The organism is Pseudomonas sp. PB3P13 (assembly GCF_054897735.1).
In genome coordinates, this window is sequence record NZ_CM142702.1 from 4,836,455 (window position 1) to 4,851,039 (window position 14,585).

Annotated in this window: 15 protein-coding genes; 1 reads left to right on the top strand and 14 read right to left on the bottom strand. The window is 57.0% G+C overall.

All coding sequences use genetic code 11. The annotated features are described in order from the left end of the window. Positions 1-25: 25 nt before the first annotated feature. From ACYZT1_RS22305 to ACYZT1_RS22320, 4 genes are all read right to left on the bottom strand, one after another. The gene (locus tag ACYZT1_RS22305) at positions 26-781 is read right to left on the bottom strand and encodes an alpha/beta hydrolase family protein (protein ID WP_462016749.1); all 756 of its coding nucleotides are present in this window, start codon (positions 779-781) and stop codon (positions 26-28) included. Further along, positions 771-1,880 carry a DUF3182 family protein gene (locus tag ACYZT1_RS22310; RefSeq protein ID WP_462016750.1) on the bottom strand — a complete coding sequence of 370 codons (1,110 nt, stop codon included), beginning with the start codon at positions 1,878-1,880 and terminating at the stop codon, positions 771-773. The genes ACYZT1_RS22305 and ACYZT1_RS22310 overlap by 11 nt, the downstream gene beginning before the upstream one ends. Positions 1,881-2,267: 387 nt before the next feature. Then, positions 2,268-2,792: a single-stranded DNA-binding protein gene (locus ACYZT1_RS22315; RefSeq protein WP_462016751.1), complete on the bottom strand. Its 525-nt coding sequence runs from the start codon at positions 2,790-2,792 to the stop codon at positions 2,268-2,270. A 9-nt stretch (positions 2,793-2,801) separates the two neighbouring features. Continuing rightward, positions 2,802-4,199 (bottom strand): MFS transporter, encoded by a 1,398-nt coding sequence (locus ACYZT1_RS22320; protein WP_462016752.1) that lies wholly within the window; start codon positions 4,197-4,199, stop codon positions 2,802-2,804. Between the two features lie 191 nt (positions 4,200-4,390). Between ACYZT1_RS22320 and uvrA the strand changes: the two genes are divergently transcribed. Next, positions 4,391-7,225, top strand: a complete 2,835-nt coding sequence (gene uvrA, locus ACYZT1_RS22325; protein ID WP_462016753.1) for an excinuclease ABC subunit UvrA — start codon at positions 4,391-4,393, stop codon at positions 7,223-7,225. 145 nt (positions 7,226-7,370) lie between these two features. Here the strand turns inward: uvrA and bfr are convergent, their stop codons facing one another. From bfr to rplO, 10 genes are all read right to left on the bottom strand, one after another. Beyond that, on the bottom strand, positions 7,371-7,835 hold the full coding sequence (gene bfr / locus ACYZT1_RS22330) for a bacterioferritin (protein ID WP_462016754.1): 465 nt from the start codon (positions 7,833-7,835) through the stop codon (positions 7,371-7,373). 149 nt (positions 7,836-7,984) lie between these two features. Beyond that, complete coding sequence (locus ACYZT1_RS22335; RefSeq protein WP_462016755.1) at positions 7,985-9,439, bottom strand: catalase; 1,455 nt, start codon at positions 9,437-9,439, stop codon at positions 7,985-7,987. 234 nt (positions 9,440-9,673) lie between these two features. Beyond that, on the bottom strand, positions 9,674-10,060 hold the full coding sequence (rplQ, locus tag ACYZT1_RS22340) for a 50S ribosomal protein L17 (RefSeq protein ID WP_007896790.1): 387 nt from the start codon (positions 10,058-10,060) through the stop codon (positions 9,674-9,676). Positions 10,061-10,102: 42 nt separating this feature from the next. Then, positions 10,103-11,104 carry a DNA-directed RNA polymerase subunit alpha gene (locus ACYZT1_RS22345; protein ID WP_003186012.1) on the bottom strand — a complete coding sequence of 334 codons (1,002 nt, stop codon included), beginning with the start codon at positions 11,102-11,104 and terminating at the stop codon, positions 10,103-10,105. A 22-nt stretch (positions 11,105-11,126) separates the two neighbouring features. Then, positions 11,127-11,747, bottom strand: a complete 621-nt coding sequence (gene rpsD, locus ACYZT1_RS22350) for a 30S ribosomal protein S4 (RefSeq protein ID WP_003210056.1) — start codon at positions 11,745-11,747, stop codon at positions 11,127-11,129. A gap of 18 nt (positions 11,748-11,765) precedes the next feature. Then, positions 11,766-12,155 (bottom strand): 30S ribosomal protein S11, encoded by a 390-nt coding sequence (gene rpsK / locus ACYZT1_RS22355; RefSeq protein WP_002555466.1) that lies wholly within the window; start codon positions 12,153-12,155, stop codon positions 11,766-11,768. Positions 12,156-12,185: 30 nt separating this feature from the next. After that, the gene (rpsM, locus tag ACYZT1_RS22360) at positions 12,186-12,542 is read right to left on the bottom strand and encodes a 30S ribosomal protein S13 (RefSeq protein WP_003186020.1); all 357 of its coding nucleotides are present in this window, start codon (positions 12,540-12,542) and stop codon (positions 12,186-12,188) included. 130 nt (positions 12,543-12,672) lie between these two features. Then, a complete protein-coding gene (rpmJ, locus tag ACYZT1_RS22365; RefSeq protein ID WP_002555468.1) occupies positions 12,673-12,789 on the bottom strand; it encodes a 50S ribosomal protein L36 in 117 nt (38 codons plus the stop codon). A gap of 27 nt (positions 12,790-12,816) precedes the next feature. Beyond that, positions 12,817-14,145 (bottom strand): preprotein translocase subunit SecY, encoded by a 1,329-nt coding sequence (gene secY / locus ACYZT1_RS22370; protein WP_007896784.1) that lies wholly within the window; start codon positions 14,143-14,145, stop codon positions 12,817-12,819. Further along, positions 14,146-14,583, bottom strand: a complete 438-nt coding sequence (gene rplO / locus ACYZT1_RS22375; RefSeq protein ID WP_010467269.1) for a 50S ribosomal protein L15 — start codon at positions 14,581-14,583, stop codon at positions 14,146-14,148. Between the last annotated feature and the right edge of the window lie 2 nt (positions 14,584-14,585).

Here is a 14,585-nt window from a genome sequence, read left to right on the forward strand (position 1 = left end):
ACTTGTGCTGATGCTGCCGACGATCTCAAGACGACTGGATGATACTTAACCGCTCACCCACCACCATCTCCGTGATCCAGTCCACCAGAATCGACGTGTAAGCCTGCTGCGACACCGGCTCGCTCAGGGCATGATCAGCCCCGTCGATGATCCGGTGAGTCAGCGAATGCGTCTGTTGACACGCCGCGCGGTAACTCATGATCGTGGCATGGGGCACGTAAACATCAGTCTCGGATTCAACGAGCAACACATCCCCGGTGAATTGCGAACAGGCATGCAACGCGCGATTACTGTCGGCGCGCACCAGGGTGCTGCGGTAGTCACGTAAATCGAGCTTGTCCAGATCACGCTTGGGCGTATGCCATTGCTCATCGCGGTACAGCGCCGGCACGCGCAACGCCAGCCAGCGCACAGGGCGTAAAGACGTCAGAATCGAGGCCAGGTATCCGCCATAACTGGTGCCGACCACCGCAATGGCAGAGGTGTCCAGCGCTGGATGCGCTAGCAGGCGATCGTACGCCGCCAGCAGGTCGCGCAAGTTATCCTCGCGCGTCACCCGCGTCAGCGGAATGCCCGAGCCGGTATGCCCGCGCAAGTCAAACGTCAGGCAGACGCAGCCCAACCCCGCGATACCTTTGGCTCGCTCTAGGTCGCGCTCCTGGCTACCGCCCCATCCGTGCACAAAAAGTACCCCGGGTACCTTGGATCTGGGGCTGAGGAACGTCCCGCTCATCTGCTCATCGTCGATGTCGATCTGAATGGTTTCGCTTCTAGCCGTCATAGGATTTAACCGTCACGTACTTGAGAAGGAAGTCGCTGTTTTCCGCCGGCCCGCGATACACCTCGATGGCGTCCGCCGGCAGCGGCTGGTCGATGTAAGTTTCTACCGACGACACACGGATCGCGCGCACTTGCGGGTTATTGACGAAGTTCTGCAGGGCTGCGACCTCCGCACTGCTGGCACCGCCCATACGCCAGGATTGCTCAAGCACGCCGCTGCGTGGTTTGCCGGTGCTGTCCTTGCCCTGAGCGATGTCATAGTTGCGGCGTGAGGCATAGAAACCGGGGTAGGCCTCGTCGGCTGCGTTGTCAAATATTTGCGCTTGCTGAATAGCCAGACGCACGTCGTCCGCAAGTTCCAGTTTCAGCAGATCGTCGTAATGCCCTTGAACCACGAGCAAATCGGATCCGCCGTAGACCTGCTCACCATGGGCGTCCCCGGTGAGGTATTGATGGCCGCAATAACTCAGCACAGTGTCGCCGATGAAGCTCTGGCCAACGCTATGAGTGACGACGTCGGTCAGGTCTTGTTCGAGCACAACGCCTTGTTCGAACAAAGCCTGCGCTTCTGGCCTGGCAAGCACGGCATCGAACTCATCAAGACTTCTCAGCACTTCCTGGCCGCGTCCTGCACAGGCATGGACCGGTTTGAGGCGGATGGGCCCTGCGTGGAGCAAATGCTCCGCTGCCGGGCGCGCATCGGCGAAGGAAAAAACGCTGAGGCCGTCGAGCACCACACTGCTTACCCTTTGCGAAAACAGTGGCGACCAGCCTTGCGGTGCGTGCGCGTTTTTGTTGAGCAAACCGTGGCTGATAGCCTTGGTGCAGATGAATTCGAATTCGACGTACCCGCCCCATAAATCGTCCGGGCCTCTGACGCCTAATTGGCGCGCGGCTGCCGCGCCAACGAGGGTTTGAGTCGGCAACAGGTAGATCTCACGGCCGTAGTGCTGTTCGGGATCGTAACTGCCACCGAATTGGAGACCGAGGATTTGCGCGAGCCATCGGGCCAGTGCCCGATTGGTGTCTACTTCGTGCTGAGGAGCCTCGGGCCGCACTGAATGAGCGACCACTATTGTCTTGCGGTTTGTTGGGGTCATGCATTCCCCTCCAATCAACGCGTGATGAATGTAGTGTAGAAGGTGCAGAGATCAGGCCAGGATGCGCTGGGTGGGAACCCTCCCGAAAACCCGGCGCTTCAGCAAAAAGTAATGGCGTACAGCCTGTTTTATTCTGCACGAAGCGTTACGCGGCTCCGGTATTTTGCACGACCAGTGGCTAGGGTTTGCAGTGATTTGTCTGCCGGGTGACCGCTACCGGCGTCACCCCGAACCTCGCCCGATAATCTCTACGGATGAGTTTTTGACAGTCAATAATTAAGGGCATCGACGGGAGCTGACATTTGCTCAGCGAGGTTTTTCGCCCATGAAAAAGGCCCGATGCGCTGAGCATCGGGCCTTCTTGTTCAGATCGGATGAAGCTGTGGATCAGAACGGAATATCATCATCAAAGCTGTCGAAATCCGGAGCCGGCTGCGCAGCGGCCTGCTGAGGTGCCGGGCGCGACTGTTGAGGTGCCGACTGCTGCGGACGCGGAGCCTGCTGCTGGCGCGGAGCCGGGGCGGATTGCTGATAGTTGTTGCCCCCGCCTTGCTGATCGCCCTGTTGTGGACGGCCACCGAGCAACTGCATGGTGCCTTGCATGTCGACCACGATTTCGGTGGTGTAACGCTTGATACCGTCTTTTTCCCACTCGCGGGTCTGCAGCTTGCCTTCGATGTAGACCTGCGAACCTTTACGCAGGTATTCGCCGGCGATTTCCGCCACCTTGCCGAACATCGAGACACGGTGCCACTCGGTCTTCTCGACTTTCTGACCGGTTTGCTTGTCGGTCCACTGTTCGCTGGTCGCCAGACTCAGGTTGGTCACGGCGTTACCGTTAGGCAAGTAGCGAACTTCGGGATCCTGGCCGCAAGTGCCGACCAATATGACTTTGTTAACCCCACGGGCCATAACGTTCTCCTAGGCTTCGCACGCTGTCGCGGTCGGGTTGTTCACCAGACGCTCGAGGGTGGTGCGATCCAATAGTTCGGTGTCCAATTTGATGTAAATGGCCGCCTCATCGGCGACCACGACTGCATCTGTTACCCCTACAACGGCCATGAGGCGCTCAACCAGACCCGCTTCGCGGATGGCCTCCGGCGACAGCGGCACGCGCAGGCTCGTTACGTAGGGAGGTTCGCGCATGGTAACAGCAAAGGCCAGCCAAAGTGCAGCGAGGCCGGCGCATCCGAGGAACACAACCGACAGACCGCCATGCTGAAACAGCCACCCGCCCATGATGCCGCCCAACGCCGAACCGAGGAACTGACTGGTGGAATAAACCCCCATGGCCGTGCCCTTGCCGCCTGCCGGTGAAACCTTGCTGATCAGCGATGGCAACGAAGCTTCCAGCAGATTGAACGCGGTAAAGAACACCACCGTACCGATCACCAGAGCCCGCAAGCTATCGCCGAACTGCCAGAAGAATAGCTCAGTGAGCATCAGCGTCAGCACCGCGCCCAATAAAACTCGTTTCATTTTGCGTTTCTTCTCGCCGTAGATAATGAACGGAATCATGGCAAAGAAAGAAATCAGCAGCGCGGTGAGGTAGACCCACCAGTGCTGCTCCTTGGGCAACCCGGCTTTTTCGACCAGGGCCAGGGGCAAGGCGACGAAGCTCGACATCAACATCGCGTGCAACACAAAAATGCCCAGGTCGAGGCGCAGCAGATCGGGATGTTTGAGCGTCGGCAACAGCGCCTGGCGCGCCACGCCGGACTCGCGGTGCTGCAACGGCCCGGTCGAGCGCGGCACCATGAACATCACGATCACAATACCGAGCAGCGCCATCGCGCCCGTGGCGAGAAACAACCCGGACAGACCGAATGCGCGGGTCAGCAAGGGCCCTACCACCATGGCCACCGCGAACGACAGACCGATCGTCATGCCGATCATGGCCATGGCTTTTGTCCGATGCTGTTCCCGGGTCAAGTCCGACAGCAACGCCATCACCGCAGCGGAAATTGCCCCGGCCCCCTGCAGGATCCGTCCGGCGATAACGCCCCAGATCGAATCGGCATTGGCCGCCAATACGCTGCCCAGGGCGAAAACAATCAGCCCGAGGTAAATCACCGGACGCCGACCGATACGGTCGGAAATAAAACCGAAAGGAATCTGAAAAAGTGCCTGGGTCAGGCCATACGCGCCAATCGCCAGCCCGATGAGGGCCGGGGTCGCGCCTGCCAGATCCATCCCATAGGTCGCCAACACCGGCAACACCATGAACATGCCCAGCATTCGGAAGGCGAACACGAGCGCCAGACCGCTTGCTGCGCGGGTCTCACTGCCACTCATGCGTTCGCTGTGGGGATCGTGCATGGAAAAACCTCATGTGAACCGGCGGCGATTCTACCAGTCCCATCGATTGACAGGGTACATCGCGACGCTTTGACGCGCTCCGCCTACAGAGTCTGCATGCGCGCCTGCGACCCGGTCACTCGATAGTGTGCATCCATCCAGTATTTGGCCGTATACTGCTACGTTTTCGACGCCCGCCAAGCGAGGCCACTTTGGACAAGATCCTGATTCGTGGGGCCCGAACCCACAACCTGAAGAACATCGACCTGACCCTGCCACGGGACAAACTGATCGTTATCACCGGCCTTTCCGGATCCGGCAAATCGTCCCTGGCGTTCGACACGCTGTACGCCGAAGGCCAACGCCGTTACGTCGAATCGCTGTCGGCCTATGCCCGGCAATTTTTGTCGATGATGGAAAAGCCCGACGTCGACACCATCGAAGGTTTGTCGCCCGCTATTTCCATCGAACAGAAGTCGACTTCGCATAACCCGCGTTCGACGGTCGGCACCATTACCGAAATCTACGACTACCTGCGTTTGCTGTATGCGCGCGTGGGTATTCCGCGCTGCCCGGATCACGACATTCCGCTCGAAGCGCAAACGGTCAGCCAGATGGTCGACCTGGTCCTCGCGCAGCCGGAGGGCTCCAGGCTTATGCTGCTGGCCCCGGTCATCCGCGAGCGCAAAGGCGAGCACCTTTCGGTCTTTGAAGAACTGCGCGCCCAGGGCTTCGTCCGGGCCCGGGTCAACGGCCGGTTGTGCGAGCTGGACGAACTGCCGAAGCTGGATAAACAGAAGAAGCATTCGATCGATGTCGTGGTCGACCGCTTCAAGGTCCGCGCCGACCTGCAACAACGTCTGGCGGAGTCGTTCGAGACCGCGCTGAAACTCGCGGACGGCATCGCTCTGGTCGCTTCAATGGATGACGAGCCCGGTGAGGAAATGATCTTCTCAGCGCGTTTCGCCTGCCCCATTTGCGGTCACGCCATCAGCGAGCTCGAGCCAAAACTGTTTTCCTTCAACAACCCGGCCGGCGCCTGCCCGACTTGCGACGGTTTGGGCGTGAAGCAATTCTTCGACATCAAGCGTCTGGTGAACGGCGATCTGACGTTGGCCGAGGGAGCGATCCGCGGCTGGGACAGGCGAAACGTCTATTATTTCCAGATGTTGGGGTCCCTCGCGTCGCATTACAAATTCAGCCTCGAAGTACCCTTCAACGAACTGCCGAGCGACCAACAGAAATTCATTCTGCACGGCAGCGGTTCGCAGAAGGTCGACTTCAAATACCTGAACGATCGTGGCGACATCGTCAAACGTTCGCACCCGTTCGAAGGCATCGTGCCGAACCTGGATCGTCGCTATCGCGAAACCGAATCGGCTTCCGTTCGCGAGGAGCTGGCCAAGTTTCTCAGCACCCAGCCTTGCCCGGACTGCCGTGGCACGCGCCTGCGTCGTGAGGCTCGGCATGTCTGGGTCGGCGAGAAAACGCTACCGGCAGTGACCAACCTGCCGATCGGCGATGCGTGCGAATACTTCGGCTCGCTCAAGCTGACGGGCCGCCGCGGCGAGATCGCCGACAAGATTCTCAAGGAAATCCGCGAGCGTTTGCAGTTTCTGGTCAACGTCGGTCTGGATTATCTGTCGCTGGATCGCAGTGCAGATACCCTGTCGGGCGGCGAAGCCCAGCGAATCCGTCTGGCCAGCCAGATTGGCGCGGGTCTTGTTGGGGTTTTATACATTCTCGATGAACCATCGATCGGCTTGCACCAGCGCGACAACGACCGCCTGCTCGGCACGCTCAAGCATTTGCGCGACATCGGCAACACGGTGATCGTGGTCGAGCATGACGAAGATGCGATCCGTCTGGCCGACTATGTAGTGGATATCGGCCCCGGTGCAGGCATACACGGTGGGCATATTGTTGCCGAAGGCACGCCGGCCCAAGTCATGGCGCATCCGGACTCGCTGACGGGCAAATACCTGTCGGGCCGGGTGAAGATTGCAGTGCCGGCCAAGCGGACGCCCCGCAACAAGAAGCTGTCCTTGTCGCTCAAGGGTGCGCGCGGCAACAACTTGCGTAATGTCGATCTGGAGATTCCGATCGGTCTGCTGACGTGTGTCACCGGCGTGTCCGGGTCAGGCAAATCGACGCTGATCAACAACACGCTGTTCCCGTTGAGCGCTACGGCACTCAACGGCGCAACCACACTTGAAGCCGCCGCTCACGACAGCATCAAGGGGCTGGAGCACCTGGATAAAGTCGTCGACATCGACCAGAGCCCGATTGGCCGTACACCGCGCTCAAACCCGGCGACGTACACCGGCTTGTTCACGCCGATTCGCGAATTGTTCGCCGGTGTTCCGGAATCCCGCTCGCGCGGTTATGGACCTGGACGGTTCTCCTTCAACGTGAAAGGTGGACGTTGCGAAGCTTGCCAAGGCGATGGCCTGATCAAAGTGGAGATGCACTTTCTTCCGGACATCTACGTCCCTTGCGATGTCTGCAAGAGCAAACGCTACAACCGCGAAACGCTGGAGATCAAGTACAAGGGCAAGAGCATCCACGAAACCCTCGAGATGACTATCGAAGAAGCCCGGGTGTTCTTCGATGCGGTTCCAGCACTGGCGCGCAAACTGCAGACGCTGATGGACGTCGGCCTGTCCTACATCAAACTCGGGCAGTCGGCGACCACGCTGTCGGGTGGTGAAGCTCAGCGCGTGAAGCTGTCCCGCGAGCTGTCCAAGCGCGACACAGGCAAGACGCTGTACATCCTCGATGAGCCGACAACCGGTCTGCACTTCGCGGATATCCAGCAGCTGCTCGACGTGCTGCATCGACTGCGCGACCACGGCAACACCGTGGTGGTCATCGAGCACAACCTGGACGTGATCAAGACCGCTGACTGGCTGGTGGATCTTGGGCCGGAGGGCGGCTCCAAAGGTGGGCAGATCATCGCGGTCGGCACGCCTGAGGAAGTGTCGGAGATGAAACAGTCTCATACCGGTTTCTATCTCAAGCCGCTGCTGGCACGAGATCGGGACTAACCCGCAGGCGTAAAAAAGCCCCTGTCACATGTTCAGTGACAGGGGCTTTTTAGTATGGGAGCTGTAGGAGCCGAGCTTGCTCGCGACGGTGATCGATCCTGAGAGCGCTATCGCCGGCAAGCCATCCCCCTACAATGCATCCCCATCACGCATGGGATTGCAGGTAGTTCTCAAGACCGATCAGTTTGATCAGTCCCAACTGCTTCTCGAGCCAATAGGTGTGATCTTCTTCAGTGTCATTTAACTGAACACGCAAGATCTCACGACTAACGTAGTCCCGGTGCAGCTCGCAGAGTTCGATGCCCTTGCACAGTGCCGCGCGGACTTTGTATTCCAGCCGCAGGTCAGCCGCGAGCATGTCAGGTACGGTTGTGCCGACATCGAGATCGTCCGGGCGCATCCGCGGCGTGCCTTCCAGCATCAGGATTCGACGCATCAAAGCATCGGCGTGACCGGCCTCTTCTTCCATCTCGTGGTTGATTCGTTCATAGAGCTTGGTGAATCCCCAGTCCTCATACATCCGCGAGTGAACGAAATATTGGTCACGCGCGGCCAGTTCGCCGGTCAGCAACGTGTTGAGGTAATCGATAACGTCTGGGTGGCCTTGCATCGCCCTACATCTCTCTGCTTGAAAGTCTGTAGTGTGAACCAAGGCGACCGTTTGGTCACTCCGTTTACGCCACAAAAGCGAAGATAATCCGAGAAAAGTAGCTTAACTAACGCAAAAACCGCTCAAATGTGAGCGGTTCTGCTTCTCGTTTAGACTTCGTTAAGCTGTACGTTGAGTGCCATTGCAATTGCTTCTCCGTACGCCGGATCTGCCCGGAAAAAATGTTGCAGTTGGCGATCTACCACATCGCTGGAGACGCCAGCCATTGCGCCTGCAATGTTACTGGCCAGCAGCGCTTTCTGCTCGACGCGCATCAGGCGGAAGAGCGCCCCCGCGTGGCTGTAGTAATCGGTGTCTTCGCGATGATCGTAGCGATCGGCCGAACCGCTCAATGCCAGTGCCGGCTCGGCATAACGAGGTGCCTGCTTTGGCGATTCGACATAGCTGTTCGGTTCGTAGTTTGGCGCGGCACCACCGTTACTGCCGAAGGCCATGGACCCATCGCGCTGGTAAGTGTTAACGGCACTGCGAGGGGCATTCACCGGCAATTGCTGGTGATTGGTGCCAATACGGTAGCGATGAGCATCAGCGTAAGCGAACACGCGTCCCTGCAGCATGCGGTCAGGGGAGAGACCCACACCTGGCACCATGTTGCTCGGACCAAACGCGGCTTGCTCAACCTCAGCGAAGTAATTCTGCGGATTGCGATTGAGCTCCAGCTCCCCAACTTCGATGAGCGGAAATTCTTTTTGCGACCAGGTTTTGGTCACGTCAAAAGGATTCTCGTAGTGAGCCGCTGCTTGCGCCTCACTCATGATCTGAACGCACACGCTCCATTTGGGACAATCACCGCGCTCGATAGCCTCGAACAGGTCTCGCTGTGCGTAATCCGGGTCTGTACCTGCCAAACGAGCAGCATCGGCCGGAGCCAGGTTTTTGATGCCTTGCCGGGTTTTATAGTGCCATTTAACCCAGTGGCGCTCGCCGCTGGCACTGATCAAGCTATAGGTGTGGCTCCCGAAACCATGCATATGACGATAGCCATCCGGGATGCCGCGATCAGAGAACAGGATGGTGACCTGATGCAGCGCCTCAGGGGAGTGAGACCAGAAGTCCCACATCATCTGCGCGCTCTTGAGGTTGCTTTGCGGCAAGCGTTTCTGGGTATGGATAAAGTCCGGGAATTTCAGTGGATCACGAATAAAGAACACGGGGGTGTTGTTACCGACGATGTCCCAGTTACCTTCTTCTGTGTAAAACTTGAGCGCGAAGCCACGCGGATCACGTTCAGTATCAGCCGAACCCCGCTCGCCACCCACGGTGGAAAATCTGAGGAAGGTTGGGGTTTGCTTGCCTACGGTGTCGAATAATTTCGCGCTGGTGTATTGGGTGATGTCCCGCGTCACGGTGAACGTGCCGTAAGCGCCCGAACCTTTCGCGTGTACACGGCGTTCAGGGATATTTTCGCGATTGAAATGCGCGAGCTTTTCGAGCAGATGGAAATCGTCGAGCAACAACGGCCCACGTGGACCGGCGGATCGGGAGTTCTGGTTGTCTGCGACAGGGGCACCGCTTGCGGTGGTCAGTGTTTTGTTTTGGCTCATGTATTTCTTCCTCTGTCTGTCTTTAGCTACCGGCTATCGGCTTGGGAAGATTGTTAGCTTTTAATGCGCCGCGCACAAATTTATTAACTAGTACTCATCAATAGATAATTTCTAATTGAAAGCTGTCTCAGGCGGGACGCTATCAACGCGTGTCGGCCATCAATCAGATCGCGGTTTATTTCAGGCAACAAAAAACCGGGCGCAGGGCCCGGTTTTTTGTTTCAGACTGACGTCTTACTCAGCGGATACAGCTTCACCACCGACAGGACGATCAACCAACTCGACGTACGCCATAGGCGCGTTGTCGCCAGTGCGGAAGCCGCACTTGAGGATGCGCAGGTAGCCACCCTCACGGGTAGCGTAACGCTTGCCCAAGTCGTTGAAGAGCTTACCAACGATAGCTTTCGAACGGGTACGATCGAAGGCCAAACGGCGGTTAGCCAGGCTGTCTGTCTTGGCCAAAGTGATCAGCGGCTCAGCAACGCGACGCAGTTCTTTAGCTTTCGGCAGTGTAGTTTTGATCAGCTCGTGCTCGAACAGCGACACCGCCATGTTTTGAAACATGGCCTTGCGGTGCGAGCTGGTGCGGCTCAGGTGACGACCACTTTTACGATGACGCATGGTTCATTCCTTACCAAACACAACGTTCGGTGATTACGACGATCAGGCAGTCGCCTTGTCGTCCTTCTTAAGACTTGCAGGCGGCCAGTTGTCGAGGCGCATGCCGAGGGACAGACCGCGGGAGGCTAGAACGTCCTTGATTTCAGTCAAGGATTTCTTGCCAAGGTTCGGAGTCTTCAACAGCTCTACTTCGGTACGCTGAATCAGGTCACCGATGTAGTAGATGTTTTCCGCCTTAAGGCAGTTAGCCGAACGTACAGTCAGTTCCAGATCGTCAACCGGGCGAAGCAGGATCGGATCGATCTCGTCTTCCTGCTCGACAACCACTGGCTCACTGTCACCTTTGAGATCGACGAACGCAGCCAACTGCTGTTGCAGAATGGTTGCAGCGCGGCGAATAGCCTCTTCAGGATCCAGAGTACCGTTGGTTTCCAGATCAATAACCAGCTTGTCCAGGTTAGTACGCTGCTCGACACGGGCGTTTTCCACCACGTATGCGATACGGCGAACCGGGCTGAACGAAGAGTCAAGCTGCAAGCGACCAATGCTGCGGCTTTCGTCTTCATCGCTCTGACGCGAATCGGCCGGTTCATAACCACGACCACGAGCTACGGTGAGCTTCATGTTCAGGGCGCCGTTAGACGCCAGGTTAGCGATTACGTGATCGGGGTTAACGATCTCGACATCATGATCCAGCTGAATATCGGCAGCGGTAACCACCCCCGAACCCTTCTTCGACAAGGTCAGCGTAACTTCGTCACGACCGTGCAGCTTGATAGCCAGACCTTTAAGGTTCAACAGGATTTCAATTACATCTTCCTGTACACCTTCGATGGCGCTGTACTCATGGAGCACACCGTCAATCTCGGCCTCGACTACTGCACAGCCGGGCATTGAGGACAACAGGATGCGTCGCAGCGCGTTGCCCAGGGTGTGGCCAAAACCACGCTCGAGAGGCTCGAGAGTGATCTTGGCGCGGGTTGGACTGACAACCTGCACATCAATATGGCGGGGTGTCAGGAACTCATTTACCGAAATCTGCATGGATGCACCTATTTTCTAGCCCTTACTTGGAGTAGAGCTCGACAATCAGGCTTTCGTTGATGTCGGCGGACAGATCACTGCGAGCAGGAACGTTCTTGAAAACGCCCGACTTCTTCTCAGTGTCTACTTCTACCCATTCTACGCGGCCACGTTGGGCACACAGATCGAGAGCTTGGACAATGCGAAGTTGGTTCTTTGCTTTCTCGCGAATCGCGACCACGTCACCAGCACGAACCTGGTAAGACGGTACGTTTACGGTCTGACCGTTAACGCTGACGGACTTGTGCGATACCAGCTGACGGGATTCGGCACGAGTAGAACCAAAGCCCATACGGTATACAACGTTGTCCAGACGGCATTCGAGCAGTTGCAGCAGGTTCTCACCGGTTGCACCTTTCTTGCCAGCAGCTTCTTTGTAGTAGCCGCTGAACTGACGCTCGAGAACGCCGTAAATACGACGGACCTTCTGCTTTTCACGCAGTTGGGTGCCGTAATCGGACTGGCGACCGCGGCGTTGGCCGTGGATACCAGGTGCTGCTTCAATGTTGCACTTCGATTCGATCGCGCGCACGCCGCTCTTCAGAAAGAGATCGGTGCCTTCGCGACGAGCGAGTTTGCATTTTGGACCAATGTAACGAGCCATTCTTTACAATCTCCTGGATTACACGCGGCGCTTCTTCGGCGGACGGCACCCGTTGTGCGGGATTGGCGTCACGTCGGTGATGCTGGCGATCTTATAGCCACAGCCGTTCAATGCACGGACAGCAGACTCACGACCTGGACCTGGACCCTTGACGTTAACGTCGAGGTTTTTCAGGCCGTATTCCAGCGCAGCTTGACCAGCACGTTCAGCAGCTACTTGAGCAGCAAACGGGGTGGACTTGCGGGAACCGCGGAAACCCGAACCACCAGAGGTAGCCCAAGAAAGCGCGTTACCTTGACGGTCGGTGATGGTCACGATTGTGTTGTTAAAAGAAGCATGGATGTGGGCGATGCCATCAACCACTGTCTTTTTAACTTTTTTACGAGGACGAGCAGCAGGTTTTGCCATGATTAATTTCCTGTCGATTCGCTGGGGCGATTACTTGCGGATCGGCTTACGCGGACCTTTACGGGTACGCGCGTTAGTCTTGGTACGCTGACCGCGCACTGGAAGACCACGACGATGACGCAGACCGCGATAGCAACCGAGGTCCATCAAACGCTTGATTTTCATGTTGATTTCGCGACGCAGGTCACCTTCAGTGGTGAACTTTGCCACTTCGCCACGCAGCTGTTCAATCTGCTCGTCGCTCAGATCCTTGATCTTTGCGGCTGGGTTTACCCCAGTCACTGCGCAAATTTTCTGCGCAGTAGTGCGACCAACACCATAGATGTAGGTCAGCGAGATAACAGTATGCTTGTTATCTGGAATGTTAACGCCTGCAATACGGGCCATTCAGTGGGACTCCAATTGACAGCTACCTACGCCCCGGAAGCCAAGAAATAGGGCGCGAGATAATATCGCTGTAATAACAAATAATCAACCCGGTAGCGCACTAGCTACCGGGCTTGAAGCACAATCACACTCAGCCTTGGCGCTGTTTGTGACGCGGTTCCGCGCTGCAAATTACTCGAACAACACCTTCGCGGCGAATAATCTTGCAGTTACGGCACAGCTTTTTCACCGATGCACGAACTTTCATCACCAACTCCTCGAACCTTATGGGTACTCAGCGCAACATGCCGCTGCCGTAACCCTTCAGGTTGGCTTTCTTCATCAGGGATTCGTACTGGTGCGAAACGAGGTGCGATTGTACTTGGGACATGAAGTCCATCACAACCACGACGACGATCAGCAACGAGGTCCCGCCAAGGTAGAACGGAACGTTTGCTGCAACCACCAGGAACTGGGGCAACAGGCACACGGCCGTCATATATAGAGCACCGAACAGGGTCAAACGAGTCAGAACGCCATCAATGTAGCGCGCCGACTGCTCACCTGGACGGATACCCGGAATAAAGGCACCGGACTTCTTCAGGTTTTCCGCTACGTCTTTCGGATTGAACATCAACGCCGTATAGAAGAAGCAGAAGAAAATAATCCCTGCACTAAACAGCAGAATATTCAACGGCTGACCAGGAGCGATCGACTGCGAGATGTCCTGCAGCCAGCCCATACCTTCAGACTGACCAAACCAGGTACCCAACGAAGCCGGGAACAGCAAAATGCTGCTCGCGAAAATGGCCGGAATAACACCGGCCATGTTCACCTTCAGCGGCAAGTGGCTAGTCTGCGCAGCGAAGACCTTACGGCCCTGCTGACGCTTGGCGTAGTGAACAGCAATACGACGCTGACCACGCTCAATGAACACCACAAAACCGATAATCGCTACTGCCAGCAAACCGATCGCAACCAGGGCGAAAATGTTGATGTCACCCTGACGCGCAGACTCGAAAGACTGCCCGATCGCTCTCGGAAGACCGGCGACGATACCTGCGAAAATCAACATCGAGATACCGTTGCCAACACCACGCTCAGTAATCTGCTCACCCAGCCACATCATGAACATCGCACCAGCCACAAAAGTGGATACCGCGACGAAATGGAAGCCAAAGTCACCAGTGAACGCCACGCCCTGCCCCGCCAGACCAATGGACATGCCAATAGCCTGAACAAGAGCAAGAACGACAGTGCCGTAGCGGGTGTACTGGGCAATCTTGCGACGCCCAGCTTCACCTTCCTTCTTCAACTGTTCCAACTGCGGGCTAACGGCGGTCATCAGCTGCATGATGATCGATGCCGAAATGTACGGCATGATCCCCAGTGCAAAGATGCTCATCCGTTCCAGCGCGCCGCCGGAAAACATGTTGAACAAGCTAAGAATGGTCCCCTCATTCTGTCGAAACAGGTCCGCGAGTCGGTCCGGGTTAATACCTGGAACCGGGATGTGTGCGCCTATTCGGTAGACGATAATCGCCAGGAACAGAAAACGCAGACGAGCCCAGAGTTCAGACATACCGCCTTTGCCGAGCGCAGAGAGAGCACCTTGCTTAGCCATTTATTCCTCGAACTTGCCGCCAGCTGCTTCGATAGCCGAACGCGCACCTTTGGTGGCGCCGATTCCCTTTCCGATGGTAACAGCGCGAGTAACTTCGCCGGACAGCATGATTTTCACACGCTGAACGTTGACGTTGATCACGTTGGCATCTTTGAGGGACTGCACGGTTACGATGTCGCCTTCCACTTTAGCCAGTTCGGACAAACGCACTTCTGCGCGGTCCATGGCTTTCAGGGAAACGAAACCGAACTTCGGCAGACGACGATGCAGCGGCTGTTGGCCGCCTTCAAAGCCTGGAGCAATAGTGCCACCGGAGCGGGAGGACTGACCTTTGTGGCCACGGCCACCGGTCTTGCCCAAACCACTACCGATACCACGGCCCGGACGATGCTTTTCGCGACGGGAACCCGGCGCTGGACTCAGATCATTGAGTTTCATCG

Bases quoted from the DNA above. Each gene is read 5' to 3' on its own strand.
- ACYZT1_RS22310 (WP_462016750.1), bottom strand. From the start codon at position 1,880: ATGACCCCAACAAACCGCAAGACAATAGTGGTCGCTCATTCAGTGCGG.
- ACYZT1_RS22305 (WP_462016749.1), bottom strand. From the start codon at position 781: ATGACGGCTAGAAGCGAAACCATTCAGATCGACATCGACGATGAGCAG.
- ACYZT1_RS22335 (WP_462016755.1), bottom strand. From the start codon at position 9,439: ATGAGCCAAAACAAAACACTGACCACCGCAAGCGGTGCCCCTGTCGCA.
- rpsD (WP_003210056.1), bottom strand. From the start codon at position 11,747: ATGGCTCGTTACATTGGTCCAAAATGCAAACTCGCTCGTCGCGAAGGC.
- ACYZT1_RS22315 (WP_462016751.1), bottom strand. From the start codon at position 2,792: ATGGCCCGTGGGGTTAACAAAGTCATATTGGTCGGCACTTGCGGCCAG.
- rplO (WP_010467269.1), bottom strand. From the start codon at position 14,583: ATGAAACTCAATGATCTGAGTCCAGCGCCGGGTTCCCGTCGCGAAAAG.
- secY (WP_007896784.1), bottom strand. From the start codon at position 14,145: ATGGCTAAGCAAGGTGCTCTCTCTGCGCTCGGCAAAGGCGGTATGTCT.
- ACYZT1_RS22345 (WP_003186012.1), bottom strand. From the start codon at position 11,104: ATGCAGATTTCGGTAAATGAGTTCCTGACACCCCGCCATATTGATGTG.
- rpsM (WP_003186020.1), bottom strand. From the start codon at position 12,542: ATGGCCCGTATTGCAGGCGTTAACATTCCAGATAACAAGCATACTGTT.
- ACYZT1_RS22320 (WP_462016752.1), bottom strand. From the start codon at position 4,199: ATGCACGATCCCCACAGCGAACGCATGAGTGGCAGTGAGACCCGCGCA.
- bfr (WP_462016754.1), bottom strand. From the start codon at position 7,835: ATGCAAGGCCACCCAGACGTTATCGATTACCTCAACACGTTGCTGACC.
- rplQ (WP_007896790.1), bottom strand. From the start codon at position 10,060: ATGCGTCATCGTAAAAGTGGTCGTCACCTGAGCCGCACCAGCTCGCAC.
- rpsK (WP_002555466.1), bottom strand. From the start codon at position 12,155: ATGGCAAAACCTGCTGCTCGTCCTCGTAAAAAAGTTAAAAAGACAGTG.
- rpmJ (WP_002555468.1), bottom strand. From the start codon at position 12,789: ATGAAAGTTCGTGCATCGGTGAAAAAGCTGTGCCGTAACTGCAAGATT.